Here is a 16,218-nt window from a genome sequence, read left to right as displayed (position 1 = left end):
TGGAGCGGGCGGTGGCGTTGAGTATTCTGGGAACATTGAAAGTGCATGATGCGCCCTGACACCGAAGCGGAGCTTGCGGACGCGATCGGCTCCGCGACCGGCCCGATCCGGGTCGAGGGGGGCGGCACGCGCGCTACGGGCGGCGGTGGCGCGGTGCTGCGGACCGGCGGGCTGTCGGGAATCACGCTCTATGAACCCGGGGCGCTCACGATGGTGGCGCGCGCGGGCACGCCGCTCGCCGAGGTCGAGGCGGCGCTTGCCGCCGAGGGACAGCGCCTGCCGTTCGAACCGATGGATCATCGCGGGCTGTTGGGCACGAAAGGGGAGCCGACGATCGGCGGGGTCTTCGCCGCCAACGTGTCGGGGCCGCGGCGGATCGCTGTGGGGGCGGCGCGAGACTTCCTGCTGGGCGTGCGGTTCGTCGATGGGGCGGGGCGGATCGTGGCCAATGGGGGACGGGTGATGAAGAACGTCACCGGCTATGACCTCGTGAAGCTGATGGCGGGCAGCCGCGGCACGCTCGGTGTTCTGAGCGAAGTGTCGTTCAAGGTGCTGCCGCGCCCGGCGGCCGTGGCGACGCTGCGCCTCTCGGGGCTGTCGGACGTGGACGCGGTGACGGCGCTCGCCCGCGCGCTCGGCTCGCCGTGGGAGGTGAGCGGCGCGGCGCATGCGCCCGATAGGGCGGCGACGCTGATCCGGATCGAAGGCTCGGAGGCGTCGGTGCGATACCGCGCCGGCGCGCTGCAAAAGTTGCTGGCCGGGTTCGGCGCGGCGGAAATCGTGACCGACGGCGCGGAAAACGCCGGGCTCTGGGCCGCGATCCGCGACGTGGCGGCGTTTCAGGCGGGCTCGGGCGATGTCTGGCGGCTGTCGGTCAAGCCTTCGGACGCGCCGAGGATCGTCGCCGCGCTGCCGGAATGCCGCGCGCTCTATGACTGGGGCGGCGGGCTGGTCTGGCTGCTGGCGCCCGAGGGAAAGCATATGGCGGCCATCCGCGAGGCCGTGAGCGCCGCAGGCGGTCATGCGACGCGGCTGCGCGGGGACGGCCCCGGCGCGTATCCCCCGCAGCCGCCCGCCATCGCCGCGCTCGAGGCCGGGCTGCGCGCGCGGTTCGATCCGCGCGGCATCCTCAACCCCGGCCTGATGGGAGACTGACGGATGCGCACCGAATTCACCGAAGAGCAATTGCGCGATCCCGACACCGCGCGGTCGAACGAGATCCTGCGCGCCTGCGTGCATTGCGGGTTCTGCACCGCAACCTGTCCGACCTACCAGGTGCTGGGCGACGAGCTCGACAGCCCGCGCGGGCGTATCTACCTGATCAAGGACATGCTCGAGAACGAGCGCGTGCCGGACGCGAAGACCGTGCTGCATATCGACCGCTGCCTCAGTTGCCTCGCCTGCATGACGACCTGCCCCTCGGGCGTGCATTACATGCACCTCGTCGATCACGCGCGCGCCTATATCGAGGAAAATTATCGCCGCCCCTGGTCCGACCGGGCGCTGCGCTGGATGCTGGCGCGCATCCTGCCCTACCCGACGCGGTTCCGCCTCGCACTGCTGGGCGCGAAGGCCGCGCGCCCGTTCCGGCGGCTCGTCCCCGACGCCCGCCTGCGCGCGATGCTGGACATGGCGCCGAAGCGCATCCCGCCGGTCAGCCGCAACGACGACCCGCAGAGCTTTGCGCCCAAAGGGAAGCGCCGCAAGCGCGTGGCGCTGTTGACGGGCTGCGCGCAGAAGGCGCTCGACACCGACATCAACGACGCCACCATCCGCCTGCTGACGCGGCTGGGCTGCGAGGTGGTGGTGGCGCGCGGCGCGGGCTGTTGCGGGGCGCTGACGCATCACATGGGCCGCACGAATGAGAGCCACGCGGCGGCGGCCCGGAACATCCGCGCCTGGCGGGCCGAGATGGACGGTGCGGGGCTCGACGCTATCGTCATCAACACCTCGGGCTGCGGCACGACGGTCAAGGATTACGGCCATATGTTCCGCAACGATCCGCTTGCCGGCGATGCGGCGCGGGTGGCCGGGATCGCCTGCGACGTGTCCGAACTACTGACGAAACTTGACCTGCCCGAAGGCGCGCCGCGCGACCTGACGGTCGCCTATCACGCGGCCTGTTCGCTGCAACACGGCCAGAAGATCACCCGCGCGCCCAAGACCCTGCTGGAGCGGGCCGGTTACCGCGTGGTGGAGCCGGCGGACAGCCACCTCTGCTGCGGCTCGGCGGGCACCTACAACCTGATGCAGCCGGCGATCTCGGCGCAGTTGCGCGACCGCAAGGCGCGCACGCTCGAGGCGCGCGCGCCGGACGTGATCGCGGCCGGGAACATCGGCTGCATGATGCAGATCGGAAGCGGAACCGATGTGCCGGTGGTGCATACGGTCGAACTGCTCGACTGGGCGACCGGCGGACCGATGCCGCGCGCGCTGGCGGATGCGCCACGACCCGCCGATCCCGGGAACAAACCCTGACCCGCCCAATTTTGGCCTCAAATCTCCGGTAGTGACGTCCGGACGACTGGAATACCGGAGACCCGCATGCTGCGCCCGTTCCTGCTCGCCCTGTTGGCGAGCCTTTTCACATTTCCCGCCGCGGCGCAGCAGACAGGGCTGAAGCGGCTCGACACCACCGACGAGGGGCGCGAATGGGAGGCGGTCGGCAGGCTCGACCTTGGGGGGCGCGGGTTCTGCACCGGCACGCTGATCGCGCCCGACCTGGTGCTGACCGCGGCGCATTGCCTGTTCGACAAGAAGACCGGCCGGCGGATCGACCAGGAGCAGATCGAGTTCCTCGCCGGGTGGCGCAACGGGCGCGCCTCGGCCTATCGCTGGATTCGCCGGGCGGTGATCCATCCCGACTACGTCTTTCGCAAGGCGGTCGCCGCGGAGCGCGTGCGCAATGACGTGGCGCTGCTGGAACTGCATCACCCGATCCGCAACGGGCGCGTTCATCCCTTCGCCACGGATCAGCGACCGATCAAGGGGCAGCGCATCGGCGTGGTGAGCTACGCGCGCGGGCGCTCCGAGGCGCCGTCGCTCGAGAGAATGTGCGACGTGATCGCGCGCCAGCAGGGTGTGCTGGTGATGTCCTGCGACGTCGATTACGGCGCGTCCGGCGCCCCGATCTTCAGTTTTGAGGATGGAACGCCGCGCATCGTGTCGGTCGTGTCGGCCATGGCCGAGGTGGACGGGCGCAAGGTCTCGCTCGGCACCCAGCTCGAAGAGCCGCTGGCGGTGCTGCGCGCCGCGCTCGACGCGGGCGAAGGCGTTCAGCAGGCCAAAGCGCCGCGAATGCGCGCGGTCAGCGCACGGCGCGCAACCGGCGCGAAATTCGCCAAACCATGAGGGGCGCGTGGCATATCGTGATCGCGCTGGCGCTCGTGGCGCAGGGCGCGGCGGCCAGCGGGCTGATCCGGCTGACGGATCGCGACGATCTCTTTGGATGGGAGGCGGTGGGCCGGGTCGATATCGGCGACAGCGGCTATTGCACCGGCACGCTGATCGCGCCCGATCTGGTGCTGACCGCGGCGCATTGCGTCTATGACGACTCGGGCCGCGCGGTGGAGCCGAAAACCGTCACCTTCCGCGCGGGCCTGCGCGATGGCGCGTTCATCTCGGAGAGCCGTGTCGCGCGGATCGCGGCGCACGAGGACTATGCGCCGCAGCAAGGGCTGAGCGCGCGCAACATCCGCGCGGACGCCGCGCTCTTGTCGCTCGACCGCCCGATCCTCAGCGCGGTGGCGAGCCCCTTCGTGCTGGCCGAACCGCGCCGCGCGGGCGAGCGCGTCAGCGTCGTCAGCTACGGACAGGGCCGCGAGGCGGCGCTGTCCTGGCAGCGCGATTGCGGGGTCACGGCGGCGGGGCGCGGGCTGATGCAGTTCGATTGCGACGTGACCTTCGGGTCATCCGGCGCGCCGGTATTCACCCGCGAATCGGGACGCGCGCGCATCGTGTCGCTGATCAGCGGCGGACGGCGCGACGACGGCGCGTCTGTCGCCTACGGGATGGATCTGCCCGACGTGGTGGACCGGCTCAAGCGCGACCTGCGCGCCGCGCCCCGCGCCACATTGAAAGCGCCGCGCATCAAGCGTGTGCGCGTGGGTGACGAACGCCGCGCGTCGGGCGCGAAATTCGCCAGACCCTGACGCCGCCCACCTCTTGAAACGGGGCGCGGAATTCCCACATTTGCAGCGCCGGGCGCCATCACGGGTCCGGCGTCACACCCAGCCTGTCCCCTAGGGGAAGGCACATATTGTTATCGCTCAATGGAGGATGACCCATGCGAAACTTTGACCTGGCGCCGCTGTATCGCGCCACCGTCGGCTTTGATCAGATTGCGGACATGATGGACCGCGTCCTGTCCAATGACGTCGCCCAGCCGACCTATCCCCCCTACAATATCGAGAAGACGGACGATGACGCCTGGCGCATCTCGATTGCCGTCGCAGGCTTTGCCGAGAGCGACCTTTCGGTCGAACTGCGCGAAGGCGCGCTGATCGTCGCGGCCCGCAAGGCCGAGGACGAAGAAGAGCGCACCTACCTGCATCGCGGCATCGCGACCCGCGCGTTCGAGCGCCGCTTCCAGCTGGCCGACCATGTCCGCGTGACGGGCGCCGCCCATTCCGACGGCATGCTGCATATCGACCTCGTGCGCGAAGTGCCCGAGGCGCTGAAGCCGCGCCGCATCGCGATCGAAAGCCGCGGCGCCGCGAGCGAAAAGGATGTCGTCGACGCCAAATCGGTGAACTGACGCAAAAACGCCCTGCCGGACAATCCGGCAGGGCGCTGTCGTTCCTGCCCGCCCCGGCCCTGAGCCGGGGCGGTTTTTTCAGACCGACATGCAGATGTATTTCATCTCGAGGTAGTCCTCGATGCCGTGGTGGCTGCCCTCGCGGCCGAGGCCGGATTGCTTGACCCCGCCGAAGGGCGCAAGCTCGGTCGAGATGATGCCGGTATTCACCCCGACGATCCCGTATTCCAGCGCCTCGGCCACCTTGTAGACGCGGCTGAGATCCTTGGCGTAGAAATAGCTGGCCAGCCCGAAGATCGTGTCGTTCGCCATCGCGATCACGTCGTCCTCGTCCTCGAACTTGAAGAGCGGCGCAAGCGGGCCGAAGGTTTCATCCGTGGCGACCTGCATGTCCTGCGTCACGCCGGTGAGGATCGTGGGCGGCAGGAAGTGCCCTTCGCCCTCCAACGGCTTGCCGTCGCCAAGGATCACCTCCGCGCCCTTGCCGGTCGCGTCCGCCATGTGCTCCTGCACCTTGTCGATCGCGTCCGCGTTGATGAGCGGGCCAAGCTGCGTGCCCTCCTTCAGCCCGTCGCCGATTTTCATCTTCTCGACAGCGGCCTTCAGCTTCTCGGCGAAGGAGTCATAGACCCCCGCCTGCACGTAGATGCGGTTCGCGCAGACGCAGGTCTGCCCGTTGTTGCGGAACTTGCACATGATCGCGCCCTCGACCGCGGCGTCGAGATCGGCGTCGTCGAACACGATGAACGGCGCGTTGCCGCCCAGCTCCATCGAGCATTTGAGCACCTGGTCCGCGGCCTGACGCAGCAGGATGCGCCCCACCTCGGTGCTGCCGGTGAAGGTCAGCTTGCGCACCTTGGGGTTCTCGCAGAATTCCTTGCCGATCTCGGAGGAACGCGCCGAGGTCACAATGTTGAATACGCCCGCCGGGATGCCCGCGCGCTCGGCCAGAACGCCCAGCACCGTGGCCGAAAGCGGCGTCTCCTTCGCCGGGCGTCCGACGAACGAACAGCCGGCGGCGAGCGCGGGCGCGGCCTTGCGGGTGATCATCGCGTTGGGAAAGTTCCACGGCGTGATCGAGGCGGCCACCCCGATGGGCTGCTTGATGACGGTGATCCGCTTGTCGCGCTGGTGGCCGGGGATCGTCTCGCCGTAGACGCGCTTGGCCTCTTCGCCGAAGAACTCCACGAAGGACGCGCCATAGGCGATTTCGCCCTTGGCCTCCGCCAGCGGCTTGCCTTGTTCGGCAGTGAGGATGGTGGCCAGGTCGTCCTGGTTTTCCATCATCAGGTCGAACCACTTGCGCAGGATGGCGGCGCGTTCCTTGCCGGTACGCTTGGCCCAGTCCTTCTGCGCGGCTTCGGCGGCGTCGATCGCGTCGGCGACCTGCGCGCGGCTCAGGTCCGCAACATTGGCGATCACGTCGCCGCGTGCGGGGTTGGTGACCTCGAACGCGCCATCGCCCTTGACCCATTCGCCGTTGACATAGGACGCCTCGGCCAACAGGCTCGGGTCCTTGAGCAGGGATTTCAGGTCGGTATCGCTCATCTCTTCTGTCCTCCTCGGATGCGGGGGGCGCGCAAGGCGCCCGATTTCGCTCTCGAAAACGCAAAGCAGGTTGGGGTAGGCTTGTCCAGCCCCCGCATGAGAGGTAGCCCGCCCGTGGAACTTGACGACGCCTACGCCAACGCGCCCCACATTCCGGGGGCGGACGCCTATCCCGAACGCTGGAGCTCGCAGGCCGCCGCCTTTCGCGATACGTTGACGCGCCGGGGCCGCGCGGAACTCGGGATCGCCTACGCGGACGGGCCGCGCTGCGCCTATGATCTCTTCCTGCCCGAAGGCGCGCCCGGGGGGCTCTGCGTCTTCGTGCATGGCGGCTACTGGCTGCGGTTCGACCGCAGCTTCTGGTCGCATCTCGCCGCCGGGCCGGTCGCGCGCGGCTGGGCCGTGATGATGCCGTCCTACGACCTCTGCCCGGCGGTGCGCATCCCCGACATCACGCAGCAGATCGCGCAGGCGGTGCGCGCGGCGGCGGCGCGCGTGGCGGGGCCGGTCGCGCTGGCCGGTCACTCTGCCGGCGGGCACCTTGTCGCGCGGATGGGCGCGCCCGCGATGCTGCCCAGGGCGGTGGCCGAGCGGATCGCGCATATCATGCCGATATCCCCGGTGTCGGACCTGCGCCCGCTGATGCAGACGGCGATGAACGCCGATTTCCACCTGACCGAAGCGACGGCCCGCGCGGAAAGCCCGGTCCTGCACCCCGCTCCCGCTGCGCCGGTCACCGTCTGGGTCGGCGCGAATGAGCGGCCCGTCTTCCTTGACCAGGCGCGCTGGCTGGCCGAGGCCTGGGGCGCGAGCCACGTGATCGAGGGGAGCAAGCATCACTTCGACGTGATCGACGGCCTGGCCGACCCCGCCAGCCGCATGATCGGCGCGCTTTTGCCCTGACCGGGCATTTCGCCTAAAAAATACCCAATCCGGCCCCCCGTTCCGCGCCGTTCATTCGCGGCCGAGATGGCGGTTCTGCACCCGGTTCCAGTCGTCGCTGCGCAGGTAGGTCAGCAGGCTGCGGTTCATCGGTTCGCGCAGCGGCGAATCGGTCGGCAGGGCGATGCCGTAATCCTGTCGCCCGATGGCGTTCTCGAGGATCGCGATCTCGCCGTCGTAATCCTGCATGGCGACCCATTGCATCAGCGGCTTGTCATAGACGACCGCGCCGACCCTGCCGGCGAGCAGCGCATCGAACGCGTCGTTCACCGTCTCGAACCGGCCGGTGCGCATGCCGCGCGCGCGCATCTCCTCCGCGCCGGTGGTGTCGCTGACCACGCCGACGCGATAATCGCGCAAGTCCCCGACCCCCTGGATGCGGTGGCCGAGGCTGCCGACCGTCAGCGCGGCGGCGATCGCGGCGGTAAAGCTCGCCACGATGAGCATCGCGGTCAGCATCCAGATCAGCCCGACGATCCGCCCGCCGAGCGTGCGCGGCGACTTGTCGCCATAGCCGACCGTGGTCATGGTGACCGCCGCCCACCAGAACCCGTCGCCCAGCCCCTGCGCGGGATCGCGGGGAAATTCCTCGTTGCGGCCGCGCTCGAACAGCCAGACCGCCGCGCCGGCGATCAGCAGCACGCCGGAGAGCGTGGCGATCGCGGCGGCGAACTGCCATGTGAAGAGGTTGCGCAACACCCTGAGCCAGCCGCCGCCCGCCTCGGGGTCGACCGCGATGCCAAGACCGGTGGTGTAATAGGGAAAGGTGAAATCGAGCTTCGACTCGCGCGCGTGCGTTATGCTGATCGCGGCGGCGGCGGCGTCCACCTCGCCCGCTTCGACCGCGTCGAGCATGCCCTGCAGCGTGTCCTCGCGCCACTCAACCTCGCGCCCGATGTCGCGCGCGATGGCGGTGACCGCGTCGATGGCGATCCCGGTCCATTCCCCGTTCGTGTCCATAAAGGCGAAGGGCGGCGCGTTCTTGGTCGCGATGACGAGCGGCGCGGGCGCTTCGTCGCCCCCCTCCCCGGTCTGCTGCGCCGCCAGCGGGGCGGCCATGAAAAGCGTTGCGAGACAAAGGGCGAAAAGACCGAGGGCGTGGCGCATCAAAAGGAAAATCTCTTTGTTTTGGGCTGGATTAATGGGTTCATATGGCGCGCGAATCGCCGGGTTCAAGGGCATTCACCCGCCGCGCTCCCCGTGCCGCGTCGTCCAGCAGGGCAACGTATCCCCCGGCGCTGGCGTCGCGAGGAAAACCCCCCGCGCGATGGCGCGCGCCATGCAGATGGAAGCGGCGTGGCCGATCATCAGAGACTCGGCCACAGGATCGCCCAAGGGGCGCGCGCCGGTGCTGGCGGCAAAGACAAGGTCGCCGTCCATCGGCGTGTGCGACGGCAGCAGCGCGCGGGCGAACCCGTCATGCGCCGCGATGGCGAGCCGCGTGCACTGCGCCTGACTCAGCGCGGCGTCAGTGGCGACGATCCCGATGGTGGTCGCCGCGTGCTGCCCGAGCTTGGTGGGCGCGTCCAGCGGATCGCCGAACCCGGGCGCCGCGCCGCGCCCGCCGAACTCCGCCCCGATTTCGAACGGCGCGGCCCAGAAGTGCGGCCCCGCGCCCACCGTGGCCGAACCGACCGCGTTTACCGCCACCAGCGCGCCGACCGTGTGCCCCGACGCCAGCAAAAGCGAGGCTGAACCGAGCCCGCCTTTGAGCGCCGCCGTGCTCGCCCCCGTCCCCGCACCGGCCGTGCCCAGCGCGAAGTCGGGCGCCGCCGTTTCCAGCGCCGCGCGGCCCAGCGCGCGATAGGGGTTCTCGCTCCAGTCCTTGTCGCCACCGTTGATGAGGTCGAACAGGATCGCGCCCGGCACGATCGGCACGCGCACGCCGCCCACGGCAAACCCGCGCCCCATGCCGCGCAGCGCGTCCGCCGCCCCCGATGCCGCGTCGAGCCCGAAGGCCGATCCGCCCGAGAGCGTCAACGCATCGACCTGCTCCACCAGCTTGTCGGGGGCGAGCATGTCCGTCTCGCGCGTGCCCGGCGCGCCACCCATGACGTGAACGCCGCAGGTGAACGGCGCATCCGACGTCAGCACCGTCACCCCCGATTTCAGCGCCGCGTCGTCCGCGTTGCCCACGCACAGCCCGGCCACGTCGGTGATGAGGTTCCGCGCCCCGGTCTGCATGGTCATGTCGCTAATCCTCCATCCGCGTCGCAAAACACCTTGCCAGAATGCGCGGGATCGGCAAGGAAAGAGCCAAGGCCGGGGCGATGGCGTCGCCCGCCCGCATTTTCATCCGCGCGGGCCAAGGCCGGACATATCCCAACAGTCCTGAACGCCGGGACCTTTCTTTGATTAGGAGGGTCGAAATGACTGCACGTCCTGAAATGTATCGCTTCCACAACGGCGAAAAGGCGCCGCTGCCCTTCGAGGTATCGGAATACGAATCACGCGTCGCTGGCCTGCGCAAGATCATGGAGAAGGAGGGCGTCGAAGCCGCCGTCTTCACCTCCATGCACAACATCGCCTATTACTCGGGCTTTCTCTACTGCGCCTTCGGGCGGCCCTACGCCCTTGTCGTGACGGGAGATGAATGCGTGACCATCAGCGCGGGCATCGACGCCGGTCAGCCCTGGCGGCGCTGTTTCTGCGACAACATCACCTATACCGACTGGCAGCGCGACAACTACTGGCGCGCGATCGTCTCGGTCACCGGCGAGGGCCGCGTCGTCGGCTATGAGGGCGATCACCTGACGCTCTTGCAGAAGGGCAAGCTGGACAGCTTCATGAAACCGTCCCGCGCCGTCGACCTCGCCCCGGCGACCATGCGCCAGCGGATGCACAAATCGGCGGCCGAGATCGCGCTGATCCGCAAATGCACCGCCATCGCGGACGTGGGCGGCTACGCGATCAAGGACGCGGTCAAGATCGGCGCGCGCGAGATCGATATCGCCATCGCCGGGCGCGACGCGATGGAACTGGAAATCGCCCGCGTCTTCCCGGACGCCGAATACCGCGACACCTGGGTCTGGTTCCAGTCGGGCATCAACACCGACGGCGCGCATAATCCGGTAACCGCGCGCCAGCTCGAACGCGGGGACATCCTGTCGCTCAACACCTTCCCGATGGTTTCGGCCTATTACGTCGCGCTCGAACGCACGATGTTCGTGGGCGAGGTGGACGAGGCGTCCCGCAAGATCTGGGAGGCCAACGTCGCCACCCATGAATACGGGATGAGCCTGCTCAGGCCCGGCATCAGCTGCGCCGAGGTCACGCACAAGATCAACGACTTCCTCGAGGAACGCGATCTTCTGCAGTACCGCACCTTCGGCTACGGCCACTCCTTCGGCGTGCTGTCGCATTACTACGGGCGCGAGGCGGGGCTCGAACTGCGCGAGGACATCGACACGGTGCTGGAGCCCGGCATGGTCATCTCGATGGAGCCGATGCTGACCATCGCCGAGGGCAACCCCGGCGCGGGCGGCTATCGCGAACATGACGTGCTGATCATCACCGAGGACGGCAACGAGAACATCACCGGGTATCCCTACGGCCCCGATTTCAACGTCGTCGGCTGAACCCGGCGACAGGCGGGGCGGCCGAATCCGGCGGCCCCGCCACCCGATCAAACCATCGCGAGAACACGCGCGGGTCCGCCGGTGCCGCCCTTGTGCTTGGGCGCCCCGATGACCAGCGTCGCGCCCTTGGCGGGCATCTTGTCGAGGTTCGCGACGCATTCGATCCCGAACCGCCCCGAGGGCAGCCACGCGTAATGCACCGCGAAATCCGGCGATTTCCCGAAATCGAGCGACAGCGTGTCGACCGCGATCGACTTCGCGCCGGTTTCTTCCATGAGCATCTCGGCGGCCTCGATGTGAAATCCGGGGAAATGCATCGCCTCGCCGTCGAAGTTACGGAACCCGTCGCCCCCGACCTTTGCCGCCCACCCGGAATAGAGCGCGACACAGGCGCCGTCCGGGATTTCGCCATTGGCGTCCATCCACGCCTTCAGGTCGTCGGGCGTCAACTGCGCGTCCGCGTCCTCGGCCGCGCGCGCGGCGATGTCGATCACGCAGAGCGGCGCGACGAGGCTGCTGACGGGAATTTCGTCGACCGACGCGCCGTCGGCCGAGAAATGCAGCGGCGCGTCGATATGCGTGCCGGTGTGTTCCGCGATCGACAGGTTGAAGACGTTGTAGCCGTCATCGGCGAAATTGACGACCTGCTCAGCCCCGAAACCGGGGGCGCCCGAGAAGGTCGGAAACTCCGCGCTGAGGGTATGGGTCATGTCCTCCACCGTGGCGTGGCCCGCCGCGAGGGCGGGCGGGGCGGCGGCGGCGCCCAAACCGGCGGCGGCCCCGGCGGTGGCCGAGAGTGTGAAGAAGTTGCGGCGGGACAGCATGCGCTCCCTGACCGCGTTCATTACGCAAGCGTCGCACATATCAGTTTCTCCTCTGGCTGGACCTTTCCCGAGGCTACCACCGAACCGCCGGATCCAAAGCGAAAATCCGCGTTTCGCGCCGCTTCTTGCGCTGAACCGGCGCCGGACGCGTTGCAGAGACTGTGGACAATTGCCGCGCAAACGGTAGACAGAAACGAAGGGATTTCGAGACGGGGAGGCGCAAGGCATAGATGGCGGCATTGCTGAAACTGCTGGTGTACGGCTTCCTGTTCCTGAGCGTGATCTACGTGGCGCTGTCGCTCTATTCCCGCGCGGTGCGCGCGGGCAAGCTGCGCGCGGAGTGGGACGCAAGCGGGCGGAGCGGCGACAAGGAGGCCTTTGTCGAGGCGGGGCTGAAGGAATATGACGGCTCGGTCCGGCGCAAGCTGATCCTGCTGGTCTACATCATCCCGATGGCGGCGATGGGCACGATCATCTACCTGACGAATTTCAACTGAGGGGACCGCTGAATGGTCTATGTGAAGTGGGTTTTCTGGGGCACGTTCTGGGTGCTGGTCGCGGCGTTCCTCCACTACACGCTGCCGCAGCACGACATCGCGCGCATCACCGACACCTACGAGAAACGCGTCGATTTCGGCGAAAACTCGATCTTCTGGTCGAGCCCGGACGTAGGCAGCGCCACCGGCACGGTCAACCGCGACGTATTCTTCATCCAGGCCTTCCGCACCGACAACAAGCCGATGATCTACCGCAACGAGGACACCGGCTGGGGCTGGCCGCCCTATTTCAAGTTCGACACGTCGAATTTGCAGGCCGAGGCGGCCGATCTGATCTCCAAGAAGAGCGCCGCCAAACCGCAATGGGTGGTCATCACCCATTACGGCTGGCGCAACGAGTTCATGTCGATCTTTCCCAACGCGATCAGCGTGCGCGCGGTCGACGGCCCAGACGTCACCATCATCCCGTGGTTCAACATCATCGTCATCACGCTATTGATCGCGATATTCTGGGCGATCCGAGTGCGCTGGAAACGGTTTCGCCGGAACCGGATCGACCCGCTGGTGGACGACTACACGGACGGCTGGGGGTGAGACGCTGCAATTTTCTTCGCCAAGAAAATTGCCAAGGCTTTTTGACAAAAAGCCTTCTCCCTCGTCAGGCCAGATTGCCCTGCGGATAGGTCCAGTCTAACCTTGGCCGCATGGCCATTCCCGTCGAAACCTTCTTTCTCGATCCGGACGCGCAGGGCACGCTCCAGGCGCAGATCCAGCAGATGATCGCCGAGGGCATCCTGTCGGGCCGGCTCGCCAAGGGCGAGCGGCTGCCCTCCTCGCGCCGGCTCGCGGCGCATCTTGGGGTGAGCCGGATCACCGTCACGCTCGCCTATACCGAACTGCAGGCCAACGACTACCTCACCGCGCGCGACCGATCGGGGTTCTTCGTGTCCCAAAACGCGCCCGAGCCGCCGCGCTTTGCCCCGCGCCACCCGAAACAGGATCGCATCGACTGGTCGCGCGCGCTCGGCCGGCGCTTTACCGGCGGGGCCACGCCGGAGAAGCCGCAGGACTGGTCGCGCTATCCCTATCCCTTCATCTACGGGCAGGCGGATCCGCGGCTCTTCGATCACGCCAACTGGCGGCATTGCGCGTTGCGCGCGCTGGGACAGAAGGATTTCCAGGCGCTGACCACGGATTACTACGACCAGGACGACCCGCAACTGATCGAGTTCATCGCGCGCCACACCCTGCCCCGGCGCGGCATCCTGGCCGAGCCGGACGAAATCCTCGTCACCATGGGCGCGCAGAACGCGCTCTGGCTGACCGCGCAGGTGTTGCTCACCCAGCGGCGCACGGCGGTGGTCGAGGATCCCTGCTACCACGCGTTGCGCGATATCCTGACGCAATCCCGCTGCCATCTCACGGCCGTTCCGGTCGACCATGACGGGCTGCCGCCCGGCGCGCTTCCGGAACGCGCCGACGTGATTTTCACCACGCCCAGCCACCAGTGCCCGACCAACGCCACGATGCCGCTCGCCCGGCGCAAGGCGCTGCTGGCGCGCGCGGCGGAGATGGAGGCGCTGATCGTCGAGGACGATTACGAGTTCGAGATGTCCTTCCTCGCCGCGCCCTCGCCCTCGCTCAAGTCGCTGGATCGCGACGGACGGGTGATCTACGTCGGCAGCTTCTCCAAGTCGATCTTTCCGGGGCTGCGGCTTGGCTATCTCGTCGGGCCGCGCCCGTTCATCCGCGAGGCGCGCGCGCTGCGCGCCAGCGTGCTGCGCCATCCGCCGGGACATATCCAGCGCACCGCCGCCTATTTCCTCGGGCTCGGCCATTACGACAGCCTGATCCGCCGGATGAGCGGCGTGCTCGCCGCGCGCCGCGAGGCGATGGAGGCCGCGCTGGCGGAGCACGGGCTGCGCGTCGCCGGGCGCGGGGTGTTCGGCGGCTCCTCGATCTGGATGCGCGCGTCCGAGGGCGCGGACATGGAGGCCGTCGATCACGCCCTGCGCGTGCGCGGCGTGCTGATCGAACCGGGCGCGCCCTTCTTCCACGGGGAGGCGCCGCCGCGCAATTTCTACCGGCTGGCCTACTCCTCCATCCCCGCTGCGAAGATCCCCGCCGGGATCGCGCTCATCGCGCGCGAACTGGCCTTATCCCGGCAGGCCGGCTGGCCCTAACGCGCCCCCCGCCTTGGGGCTAGGGTCCGGCAGATTTCACAGACACCCCAGCGCCGAGGACGACCCCATGAAAATGACCACCGAAGAAGCCTTCGTCAAAACCCTCCAGATGCACGGGATCGAGCACGCCTTCGGCATCATCGGCTCGGCCTTCATGCCGATTTCGGACATCTTTCCCGACGCCGGCATCACCTTCTGGGACTGCGCGCACGAGGGATCGGGCGGCATGATGGCCGACGGCTACACCCGCGCGACCGGCAAGATGTCGATGATGATCGCGCAGAACGGCCCGGGCATCTCGAACTTCGTCACCGCGGTGAAGACCGCCTACTGGAACCACTCGCCGCTGTTGCTCGTGACGCCGCAGGCCGCGAACAAGACGATGGGCCAGGGCGGTTTCCAGGAAATCGAGCAGATGAACATGTTCGCCGATTGCGTCGCCTACCAGGAAGAGGTGCGCGACCCCTCGCGCGTGGCCGAGGTGCTGAACCGCGTGATCCTGAACGCCAAACGCGCGAGCGCGCCGGCGCAGATCAACATGCCGCGCGACTACTGGACGCAGGTCATCGACATCGAGCTGCCCCGAGTCGTCGAATTCGAGCGCCCCGGAGGCGGGGAGGCCGCGCTTGACGAAGCGGCGAGACTGCTCTCGGGCGCGAAATTCCCGGTGATCCTCAACGGCGCGGGCGTGGTGCTGGGCGGCGCGATGGACGTGTCGCGGCAACTGGCCGAGCGGCTCGACGCGCCTGTCTGCGTGGGCTACCAGCACAACGACGCATTCCCCGGCTCGCATCCGCTTTTCGCCGGGCCGCTGGGCTATAACGGGTCGAAGGCGGCGATGGAGCTGATCAGGCAGGCCGACGTGGTGCTGGCGCTCGGCACTCGGCTCAACCCGTTCTCGACCCTGCCGGGCTATGGCATCGACTACTGGCCGCAGGACGCCGCGATCATCCAGGTCGACATCAACCCCGACCGGATCGGCCTGACGAAGGATGTGAGCGTCGGCATCGTCGGTGACGCGAAGAAGGTCGCAACCTCGATCCTCGAGAAGCTCTCGGACGATGCGGGCGACGCGGGCCGCGACGCGCGCAAGGATCTGATCGCGCAGACGAAATCGGCCTGGGCGCAGGAACTCACCTCGATGGACCACGAAGAGGACGATCCCGGCACCACCTGGAACGAACGCGCCCGCGCGGACAAACCCGACTGGCTCAGCCCGCGCAAGGCATGGCGCGCGATCCAGGCGGCGCTGCCCAAGGAGGCGATCATCAGCTCGGACATCGGCAACAACTGCGCAATCGGCAACGCCTATCCCTCGTTCGAGGAGGGGCGCAAATACCTCGCCCCCGGCCTCTTTGGTCCCTGCGGCTATGGCCTTCCATCGGTTGTCGGCGCCAAGATCGGTTGCCCCGACGTGCCGGTCGTCGGTTTCTCCGGCGACGGCGCGTTTGGCATCGCGGTCACCGAACTCACCGCCATCGGGCGCGAGGAATGGCCCGCCATCACGCAGATCGTGTTCCGCAACTACCAATGGGGCGCGGAAAAGCGCAATTCGACGCTGTGGTATGACGACAACTTCGTCGGCACCGAGCTGGACGAACAGGTAAGCTATGCCGGCATCGCGCAGGCCTGCGGGCTCAAGGGCGTGGTGGCGCGCACGATGGATGAGTTGACCGACGCGCTGGCGCAGGCGGTGAAGGACCAGATGGAGAACGGCGTGACCACGCTGATCGAGGCGATGATCAACCAGGAACTGGGCGAACCCTTCCGCCGCGACGCGATGAAGAAACCGGTGGCCGTGGCCGGCATCGACAAGGCGGACATGCGCCCGCAGAAGGTGGGCTGAGCGCGGCGGGCGGCATGTTGATCATGGGGCCGGTTCCGGTCAAA

The 16,218-nt window shown here is 67.8% G+C and carries 15 protein-coding genes; 11 read left to right on the top strand and 4 right to left on the bottom strand.

The window, feature by feature from the left end:
* Positions 1 to 48: 48 nt before the first annotated feature.
* From D6850_RS00740 to D6850_RS00720, 5 genes are all read left to right on the top strand, one after another.
* The gene (locus D6850_RS00740; protein ID WP_121164974.1) at positions 49 to 1,155 is read left to right on the top strand and encodes an FAD-binding protein; all 1,107 of its coding nucleotides are present in this window, start codon (positions 49 to 51) and stop codon (positions 1,153 to 1,155) included.
* Between the two features lie 3 nt (positions 1,156 to 1,158).
* Positions 1,159 to 2,478: a glycolate oxidase subunit GlcF gene (gene glcF, locus D6850_RS00735; protein ID WP_121163053.1), complete on the top strand. Its 1,320-nt coding sequence runs from the start codon at positions 1,159 to 1,161 to the stop codon at positions 2,476 to 2,478.
* A 66-nt stretch (positions 2,479 to 2,544) separates the two neighbouring features.
* Positions 2,545 to 3,351 (top strand): trypsin-like serine peptidase, encoded by an 807-nt coding sequence (locus tag D6850_RS00730; protein WP_121163052.1) that lies wholly within the window; start codon positions 2,545 to 2,547, stop codon positions 3,349 to 3,351.
* Positions 3,348 to 4,151 (top strand): trypsin-like serine peptidase, encoded by an 804-nt coding sequence (locus tag D6850_RS00725; RefSeq protein ID WP_121163050.1) that lies wholly within the window; start codon positions 3,348 to 3,350, stop codon positions 4,149 to 4,151. Before D6850_RS00730 ends, D6850_RS00725 begins: the two co-directional genes overlap by 4 nt.
* A 134-nt stretch (positions 4,152 to 4,285) precedes the next feature.
* Entirely contained in the window at positions 4,286 to 4,756 is a 471-nt protein-coding gene (locus tag D6850_RS00720; RefSeq protein WP_121163048.1) for an Hsp20 family protein, read from the top strand.
* 78 nt (positions 4,757 to 4,834) lie between these two features.
* On the opposite strand, the gene D6850_RS00715 is transcribed toward D6850_RS00720, so the two are convergent.
* The gene (locus tag D6850_RS00715; protein WP_121163047.1) at positions 4,835 to 6,304 is read right to left on the bottom strand and encodes an NAD-dependent succinate-semialdehyde dehydrogenase; all 1,470 of its coding nucleotides are present in this window, start codon (positions 6,302 to 6,304) and stop codon (positions 4,835 to 4,837) included.
* Positions 6,305 to 6,418: 114 nt separating this feature from the next.
* Here D6850_RS00715 and D6850_RS00710 point away from each other — a divergent pair, with 114 nt between their 5' ends.
* Positions 6,419 to 7,207 carry an alpha/beta hydrolase gene (locus D6850_RS00710; RefSeq protein ID WP_121163045.1) on the top strand — a complete coding sequence of 263 codons (789 nt, stop codon included), beginning with the start codon at positions 6,419 to 6,421 and terminating at the stop codon, positions 7,205 to 7,207.
* A 51-nt stretch (positions 7,208 to 7,258) separates the two neighbouring features.
* Here the strand turns inward: D6850_RS00710 and D6850_RS00705 are convergent, their stop codons facing one another.
* Together D6850_RS00705 and D6850_RS00700 are read right to left on the bottom strand one after the other, a co-directional pair.
* Positions 7,259 to 8,353: a transporter substrate-binding domain-containing protein gene (locus tag D6850_RS00705; protein WP_166433963.1), complete on the bottom strand. Its 1,095-nt coding sequence runs from the start codon at positions 8,351 to 8,353 to the stop codon at positions 7,259 to 7,261.
* A 75-nt stretch (positions 8,354 to 8,428) separates the two neighbouring features.
* Positions 8,429 to 9,430, bottom strand: coding sequence for a P1 family peptidase (locus D6850_RS00700; protein WP_121164972.1), 1,002 nt, complete (start codon positions 9,428 to 9,430; stop codon positions 8,429 to 8,431).
* Positions 9,431 to 9,615: 185 nt separating this feature from the next.
* Between D6850_RS00700 and D6850_RS00695 the strand changes: the two genes are divergently transcribed.
* Complete coding sequence (locus D6850_RS00695; RefSeq protein ID WP_121163042.1) at positions 9,616 to 10,824, top strand: aminopeptidase P family protein; 1,209 nt, start codon at positions 9,616 to 9,618, stop codon at positions 10,822 to 10,824.
* 47 nt (positions 10,825 to 10,871) lie between these two features.
* Here D6850_RS00695 and D6850_RS00690 read toward each other — a convergent pair whose 3' ends face one another.
* On the bottom strand, positions 10,872 to 11,687 hold the full coding sequence (locus D6850_RS00690; RefSeq protein ID WP_121163040.1) for a cyclase family protein: 816 nt from the start codon (positions 11,685 to 11,687) through the stop codon (positions 10,872 to 10,874).
* Positions 11,688 to 11,878: 191 nt separating this feature from the next.
* Here D6850_RS00690 and D6850_RS00685 point away from each other — a divergent pair, with 191 nt between their 5' ends.
* The 4 genes from D6850_RS00685 (at position 11,879) to xsc (ending at position 16,174) form a co-directional block, all read left to right on the top strand.
* The gene (locus tag D6850_RS00685) at positions 11,879 to 12,145 is read left to right on the top strand and encodes a hypothetical protein (RefSeq protein WP_121163039.1); all 267 of its coding nucleotides are present in this window, start codon (positions 11,879 to 11,881) and stop codon (positions 12,143 to 12,145) included.
* Between the two features lie 12 nt (positions 12,146 to 12,157).
* Complete coding sequence (locus D6850_RS00680; protein WP_121163038.1) at positions 12,158 to 12,739, top strand: DUF1523 family protein; 582 nt, start codon at positions 12,158 to 12,160, stop codon at positions 12,737 to 12,739.
* A gap of 110 nt (positions 12,740 to 12,849) precedes the next feature.
* Positions 12,850 to 14,328, top strand: coding sequence for a MocR-like pyridoxine biosynthesis transcription factor PdxR (gene pdxR, locus D6850_RS00675; RefSeq protein WP_121163037.1), 1,479 nt, complete (start codon positions 12,850 to 12,852; stop codon positions 14,326 to 14,328).
* A gap of 67 nt (positions 14,329 to 14,395) precedes the next feature.
* Positions 14,396 to 16,174 carry a sulfoacetaldehyde acetyltransferase gene (xsc, locus tag D6850_RS00670; protein WP_121163036.1) on the top strand — a complete coding sequence of 593 codons (1,779 nt, stop codon included), beginning with the start codon at positions 14,396 to 14,398 and terminating at the stop codon, positions 16,172 to 16,174.
* The last annotated feature ends 44 nt before the right edge of the window (positions 16,175 to 16,218 follow it).

The organism is Roseovarius spongiae, from assembly GCF_003651245.1.
Lineage (GTDB): Bacteria > Pseudomonadota > Alphaproteobacteria > Rhodobacterales > Rhodobacteraceae > Roseovarius > Roseovarius spongiae.
The sequence above is the reverse complement of the archived record's forward strand: the minus strand, read 5'-3'. Positions and strand labels throughout refer to the sequence as shown.

Bases quoted from the DNA above. Each gene is read 5' to 3' on its own strand.
- D6850_RS00740 (WP_121164974.1), top strand. From the start codon at position 49: ATGCGCCCTGACACCGAAGCGGAGCTTGCGGACGCGATCGGCTCCGCG.
- glcF (WP_121163053.1), top strand. From the start codon at position 1,159: ATGCGCACCGAATTCACCGAAGAGCAATTGCGCGATCCCGACACCGCG.
- D6850_RS00730 (WP_121163052.1), top strand. From the start codon at position 2,545: ATGCTGCGCCCGTTCCTGCTCGCCCTGTTGGCGAGCCTTTTCACATTT.
- D6850_RS00725 (WP_121163050.1), top strand. From the start codon at position 3,348: ATGAGGGGCGCGTGGCATATCGTGATCGCGCTGGCGCTCGTGGCGCAG.
- D6850_RS00720 (WP_121163048.1), top strand. From the start codon at position 4,286: ATGCGAAACTTTGACCTGGCGCCGCTGTATCGCGCCACCGTCGGCTTT.
- D6850_RS00715 (WP_121163047.1), bottom strand. From the start codon at position 6,304: ATGAGCGATACCGACCTGAAATCCCTGCTCAAGGACCCGAGCCTGTTG.
- D6850_RS00705 (WP_166433963.1), bottom strand. From the start codon at position 8,353: ATGCGCCACGCCCTCGGTCTTTTCGCCCTTTGTCTCGCAACGCTTTTC.
- D6850_RS00700 (WP_121164972.1), bottom strand. From the start codon at position 9,430: ATGCAGACCGGGGCGCGGAACCTCATCACCGACGTGGCCGGGCTGTGC.
- D6850_RS00695 (WP_121163042.1), top strand. From the start codon at position 9,616: ATGACTGCACGTCCTGAAATGTATCGCTTCCACAACGGCGAAAAGGCG.
- D6850_RS00690 (WP_121163040.1), bottom strand. From the start codon at position 11,687: ATGTGCGACGCTTGCGTAATGAACGCGGTCAGGGAGCGCATGCTGTCC.
- D6850_RS00685 (WP_121163039.1), top strand. From the start codon at position 11,879: ATGGCGGCATTGCTGAAACTGCTGGTGTACGGCTTCCTGTTCCTGAGC.
- D6850_RS00680 (WP_121163038.1), top strand. From the start codon at position 12,158: ATGGTCTATGTGAAGTGGGTTTTCTGGGGCACGTTCTGGGTGCTGGTC.
- pdxR (WP_121163037.1), top strand. From the start codon at position 12,850: ATGGCCATTCCCGTCGAAACCTTCTTTCTCGATCCGGACGCGCAGGGC.
- xsc (WP_121163036.1), top strand. From the start codon at position 14,396: ATGAAAATGACCACCGAAGAAGCCTTCGTCAAAACCCTCCAGATGCAC.